Origin of the sequence: Pseudonocardia lacus (assembly GCF_018531445.1) — a bacterium.
GTDB lineage: Bacteria > Actinomycetota > Actinomycetes > Mycobacteriales > Pseudonocardiaceae > Pseudonocardia > Pseudonocardia lacus.
On sequence record NZ_JAHDTH010000391.1, the window covers coordinates 1 to 3,210 of the forward strand.

A 3,210-nucleotide genomic window follows, 5' to 3' on the forward strand; every position below is an offset into this window, starting at 1 on the left:
CCCGGTCAGCACGAGCAGGAAGGTCACCAAGCCCGCCGAGCGACCGGTGAGGCCGAGCTGGTCGGGCAGCACGAACCCGGCGGCGCTCACGAGCAGCCCCGGCACGACCGCACCGAGCGGGAGGGAGTCGTCCGCGTCCGGCTGGGACGGCGCCGGGTGCCGCGGTCGTGACTGCCCGAGCGGGCCGCCCCACGTGCGGGCCGCCGGCATGGTCGGGAGCGCTCTTGGCCCCGATCCGCTGCATGGTCCGCCGCGCGTGCTCGTCGTGCCCGTGCGGTGCGGCCCGGTCCAGGTGGAAGCGGCGCTCGTGGTCGAGCACCAGCTCCCAGGAACCGTCGGCGGCCAGCTGCGCCGGCCGGCCGGTGGGCGCGGCGATCACGTCGAGCGTCTCGCCCGGCAGGCTGAAGGCGAGCATCCGGTCCAGGAGGTCCTGGGCCCGTACCGGGTCGATGCCGGCGACGCGGGCGAGCGCGTCGGCGTCGACCTCCAGCAGCCGCTCCCGCGGCCGCAGGCCGAGCTGCGGGGGGCCGCGGGCCCGGGCCGGGTCGGCCGTCCACCGCGGCGCGGCCTCGGCCGCGAGCCGCGCCAGCGCCGCACCGACCAGCGTGGTCTCGGCCGGGGTGTAGGCCACGGCCAGCGGACCGCCGGGGGTGCCGCCGTGCGCGTCGAACCGGTAGTCGTCCCCGGCGAGGGGGATCCCGTCGCCGGACCGCACCGGCCGGAGGGCCGCGGCGCCGGGACCGCCGGGCTCCAGCGGCAGCAGGTACCACCCGTCGGCGTGGTGCAGCAGCACCGCTTCGATCGGCCACGGACGCTCGCCCAGCGCCGGCCCTCGCGGCAGGGAGACGTCCGAGCCCGGGTCGATGCCGATCACCGCGGTCGGTCCCGGGACCGGCACCCGCATCCCGTCCCGGATCCGGACCAGGGCGGCCGGCCCGGCGGGCGGGACCACCGCGTCGAGGTCGACCCGCCGGGAGCAGCACGACGTTGCGCTGCCCCGGTGCGCCGGCCCGGGACAGCAGCATCGTCGGCTCCCGGTCCGCCGCGGTGAGCACGTCGTCCACCAGGACCCCGAGCACCTCGGCGAACACCGCGGCCCGCGCCGCCGGGCGGGGAAGGGTCGGCAGCACCGTCGCCATCACCGCGGCCAGGCGCCGGTGCTCGACGCCCGACAGGGCGGGCGCCTCGGGGGCGTCCCCGACGATCCCGATCGCTCGCACCGCTGTCTCGACCAGGCTTGCCGGGACGGCGTGCACGCGCCGCTCCGCGCCGCGCAACCTGCTCAGTCCGCCGGGCACGGTGACGGCGCGGACCAGGCCGTGCAGCACCGCGTCGGCCGCCGGACCGGCGGCGCCCACCGGGCCACCGGAGTTGCCCTGGTCGATCCAGAGCGCGCCGCCGATGTCCAGCGTCGTGCGCGGCGGGCCGCCGGGGGCCTCGGCGGCCGCGACGCCGCCGGTCACCAGCAGCAGCTCCGACCGGGTGGGCACCGCGGCGACCCCGCCCTCGGCAGTCCGGGCCGGGATCGTCGTGTTCGGGAAGCCGAGCGCGGTCACCGGCTCGCGGCCACGGGCCTCCACCAGCGGCAGCGGGGCCAGCGGGATGTCGACGAGGCGCTCGTGCACGATCCGCAGGACCGCCAGATCGACGTCGCCGCGCCCGACCTCGGCGGCCACCCGCACGAGCTCGTCCGGCGCGCCCTCCGCGGCCAGCAGGCGGACCACCTCCGCGAAGGTCGGCGTGGCCACCGCCCAGCCGGCGACCTCGACGACGACACCGCTCGGCGTCGGCACGTCGACGATGATCTTCGAGTCCACCTGGTAGCCGCGGGCGGCCGCGACGTGCCGGTTGGTCAGCACGTAGCCGGTGCGGCCGTCGACCCGGAAGAGGACGCCCGAACCGGCCTCGCCGGTCCGCTTGCCGTCGCTCGCCGGGCCGAGCACCTCGATCCGCACGACCCGCGCCTGCAGCGGGTGCGGGGCCGCGCCCACCTCGGGGGCGTGCCGGGCCGCACGGGCGGCCGCGTCGGCGACCTCGGTGAAGACCGCGTCGGCGACCGGCAGCGCGCCGACGACCGTGACCAGCGGGGTCAGGTCGGGCAGCCGGGCCCGCTTGCCGACCTGCCGCTCGGACAGGTGCGGGTGGCGCAGGTGGGTCAGCTCGTGGACGAACAGCGCGCGCCGGGCCCGGTCGTCGAGCACTCCGGCCCGCAGCGCCGCGAACACCCGCGCGTCCATGTGCACCCAGCCGTCCGCACCCGACCAGGCGGTGAGATCACCCGGGCCGCCGGCCGCGGCGACCGCCGCGTTGAGCCCGTCGACCACGCAGATCCCGGCGCACCCGGTCAGGTCGTCGGGTCCGAGCCCGCCGGTCAGTTCGGCCAGCGCGGGATCACCCACCGGCAGCCGCCGACCGACGGTCGACCGGGCCACGACGTGCGCGATCACGGCGGCGTCGCGCTCGGACGCTGGCCGGCCCGACATCAGCGCCGCCCCGCCGCTGGGGCCCGACCGGTGGGTGTCGGGGGGCAGCCGGACCGGCCGCCAGCTCAGCCAGGCCACCGCACCGGCGAAGCCGACGCCGTAGAGCAGGTCGAGCACGTCGGGAACGGTCCCCGGAAACAGCCGGTGGCCGAGGACGGCCCACCCCCACCGGGTCTCGACGACGGCGTTGATCGCCGTGGCTGCCACGAGGATGGCCGGGACCCAGCGCCGGTGGTACGAGCGCATCTCCTCGCGGGTGAGGTACGGCGTGCCGGAACCGAGCTTCTGCAGGCCGATCCGGGCGATGAGCGCTGTGAAACCGACGGCCACACCGCCCTTGAGGTTCCTGGCGTGCGAGAACAGGTCGAACGGCTCGGGGAGCAGGCCGCGCAGCTCGGGGGCGAGCCCGACCAGGATGTCGGGCAGCAGCCACGCCACGCTGAGCGCCACGAGCACCCCCATGCTGGGCGCATAGCGCTCGGCGCCGTCCGGGCGCTCGTCCACGACGGCGTCCCGCTCCTTCGGCTGCGGGTGCGAGTGGTCGGCGGGGCGGACCGGCTCGTCCGGCTTCGCGGCGGTGGACGTGCGGTCGGCCTCCGCCGGGGCGGGCGAGGTCGTCCCGGCGCCGGTCCGCGGGGCGGGCTCCAGGGCGGCGGGCGGCGCCTCGACGGGCGCCTCAGCCGGCGGCGCAACAGGAGCCGCCGGCCGCGGCGTCGCCGCGGACGGG

Annotated in this window: 1 protein-coding gene; it reads right to left on the reverse strand. The window is 78.0% G+C overall.

Annotated elements, in window-relative coordinates:
- Nucleotides 1–86: 86 nt before the first annotated feature.
- A partial coding sequence (locus KIK08_RS38265; protein ID WP_214408201.1) for a trypsin-like peptidase domain-containing protein occupies nt 87–3,210 on the reverse strand: 3,124 nt, incomplete at its 5' end.